Origin of the sequence: Marinilabilia sp. (assembly GCF_016278715.1) — a bacterium.
Classification (GTDB): Bacteria; Bacteroidota; Bacteroidia; order Bacteroidales; family Marinilabiliaceae; genus Marinilabilia.
This window is the reverse complement of record NZ_JADQBH010000296.1, coordinates 1-2797: the sequence shown is the minus strand read 5'-3', so window position 1 is coordinate 2797 and position 2797 is coordinate 1. Positions and strand designations below refer to the sequence as shown.

Annotated in this window: 4 protein-coding genes; 2 read left to right on the top strand and 2 right to left on the bottom strand. The window is 35.2% G+C overall.

Annotated elements, in window-relative coordinates; translation table 11 throughout:
- Positions 1-121: 121 nt before the first annotated feature.
- Positions 122-391, bottom strand: coding sequence for a hypothetical protein (locus QZZ43_RS18050; RefSeq protein ID WP_291862183.1), 270 nt, complete (start codon positions 389-391; stop codon positions 122-124).
- 119 nt (positions 392-510) lie between these two features.
- Between QZZ43_RS18050 and QZZ43_RS18045 the strand changes: the two genes are divergently transcribed.
- Positions 511-816, top strand: a complete 306-nt coding sequence (locus QZZ43_RS18045; RefSeq protein ID WP_291862182.1) for a hypothetical protein — start codon at positions 511-513, stop codon at positions 814-816.
- Between the two features lie 33 nt (positions 817-849).
- A complete protein-coding gene (locus tag QZZ43_RS18040; RefSeq protein WP_291862185.1) occupies positions 850-1269 on the top strand; it encodes a response regulator transcription factor in 420 nt (139 codons plus the stop codon).
- Positions 1270-1507: 238 nt separating this feature from the next.
- On the opposite strand, the gene QZZ43_RS18035 is transcribed toward QZZ43_RS18040, so the two are convergent.
- Positions 1508-2797 (bottom strand): glycosyltransferase family 39 protein (locus QZZ43_RS18035; protein ID WP_291862180.1); only part of this gene is annotated, 1290 nt, incomplete at its 5' end.

Below are 2797 nucleotides of genomic sequence, written 5' to 3'. Positions count from 1 at the left end.
AAAAAGTAAAAGCCCGCGCGGCTTGAGCGCAAAAAGTTAAACGCTTTTTTTGTCGAACACTACTGTTTATAAAACAGAATTTGGTTGTTACTGCGATCCTGTCTTAATTTAATAGTTCTGTTTAATTGAGGACTTCTTTAAAATCCTTTTTGTCATCAAAAAAAGCTTCCTTATTCGTTGGAGGTCCAAATTTAACAATAAAAGATTCTTTATCCATTCCCCACTCATCGAAATCTGCAAATATGCTTTTTGGGTTGCTATTGCTGGATGAAATTGATTTTAAAGTTGTTGTGCCGGAAGTAATCAGAAGCACACAAATAACAGCAGACAATGTCTTTGCTATATTAAAGACAACCTCAAAAATCGGGTTAGAAATCATAAGTTCTTTCATGGCTTAAAACTATGCAGGGTATTCTGCTTCTCCACTACCCAATAGTGTAGTTTTTCAGTACGACAAAAAACCTATCAGAGAATATAGCCAGAAGATGTCGATTGTTTATATTTGTAACTATGGACTATATCGATAATTTTTTTTCTTTGCAAAACACCATACAGGACATTTCAGAGGAAGAGAAACTCCAGCTGACGAATTATCTTGTGGCGATTGATGCCTTTACGAGAACAACTTACCAAAGCATTTATGTTATTGATTATCATACACGGGGTTTTGACTATGTCTCGGAAAACCCTCTTTTGCTTTGCGGCCATTCGACACAGGAGGTGAAAGAGATGGGGTTCGCTTTCTATTTTAAATTTGTTGTCAAAGAAGACCTTCCCCTGCTTTATAAGATCAACAACATAGGTTTCAGCTTTTAGGAGAACATCCCAAAAGAAGAGCGTTTGCTCTATATGATTACCTACGATTTCAGACTGCAAAATAAAAGCGGCCATACTTATCTTGTCAACCAAAAGCTTACTCCCCTGTTGCTCACCAAGGAAGGGAAAATATGGAAATCGCTTTGCGTAGTTTCGCTCTCGGGAAATCGTGTTCCGGGCAATATTAAGATTTACAAGCAAAAAGAGAACAAGTTCTGGAGTTATGTGCCGGAAGGGGATTTCTGGGAAATGAAAGAAAAGAGCAGCCTCAATGACAGGGAAAGAGAGATTTTGTATCTCTCTACTCAGGGGTTAACCATGAATGATATTGCAAAACGGATCTTTATATCTGTTGATACCGTCAAATTCCATCGCCACAAACTGTTTGATAAACTGGGCGTTACCAACATTATAGAAGCAATTTCTTTTGCAGCAAACAGCCAGTTGCTTTAGGCATATAGTATTGTTACATTGAAGTTAAGCTGCTAATCTATATCCACATGAGTTGTTGAAGACTTCATAAGGGTAACTTTAAAACAAGTCTTATTGTCTTTTTTTGTTTGCAACGAGTTCTCTACCTTCAGGACAGGCTGAACCCCCCTATTAACAAGGAGAAGGAGAAAAGCGACATACGATGCTCTGTTCATTTTCAGATTCTGAGTTATGGCTTTGTTCCAACCTTCGTAAACAATTAATTTTTAATTAGCTGTGCAAATTCCATTGAATTATATTTCAATTTTTTACACAAAAAGATACGATAATTATATTCATTCACTCTATTTGCATACTTGTTCTCAACAATGCCCACTTCTTTAACGTCTCCAAAGTATGCTTCCCAATTTCCTTTTATCCAATTTGACTCTCCTATTGCAATAATAATTGCATCCTTATCAAATTCCGGTATCCACTCAAATGAACTGTGAAGCGAGAATGCCTGAGGCAACCCATATTTTGCCCCAAGCAAGTTTGCGGCTCCTGCCATTGAATAATGCCGTCCTAAAATTAGACATCTCATTTGTTCTTCAGGCTGCAATTCTACATATGTTTTATTAACAATATTCAATATCTGGGTCCATATTTCTGTTGAATAAAAATTATCAAAGGAAAGTGGTATTTTGCCATCTTTATTGGGCTTCAAATGATAAAGTTTAATATGCTTTTCCAACTTAACAATTGGGATTCCTTGAGGTAAAAGATACATACCTGTCAAACCAAGTGAAATAAGATAAGTATAGATTATCCACTTTTTCTTTTGCAGCAGTTGCTCAAAAAAAACTGCGCCTAATGGGACTAAACTCATTACGACAGGAAAAAAATAATACCATTTCCCCTTGGAGATAAACAATAGAACAAATGAACAAAATAATGCAAAGGAAATTAACCTGAATTGTTTAAATTTCGAAATAAAAGGAACAACAAGTAATCCTGAAAGCCAGAATATTATTGTGAAGGGATTTGAAAAAAGAATGAGTTTTTTCAATTCTTCAACCATTGAAAGTTGATTTAGTTGCCTATCATATAATTGAGAAAAATGAATAAATACAGGAAATTGATTTTTTATTTGCCAGTATAGGTTAGCTAAGATTAAAACAAAAAATATCAGTAATCCTATCCACAAATCTCTTTTTGAGAAAATGTCTCTACGAAAGATTATTGACGAAATTATTAATCCTCCGAACAAAAAAGTAATGCTGTATTTTGTTAAAAATCCAAATGCTCCAAAGATGCAAAACCAGATTAAATATTTGGCATCATGATATTTGCAATAATCCACCATAAAATAAATGCAAATAACCCAAAATAACTGTTCAAATGCCGTTGGTAAAAAGAGAAACTGGGTGCCTTCCAGACCGGGAGATAACAAGATACATGACAAGGTAACTAAAACGGACAACCATTTGCCTCCCAATTTGATTGTTGTCAAACCGTAAGCATTCGGTAAACCCCGTCTTGATGCGATAAAAATAAGCGTTACTTTCAA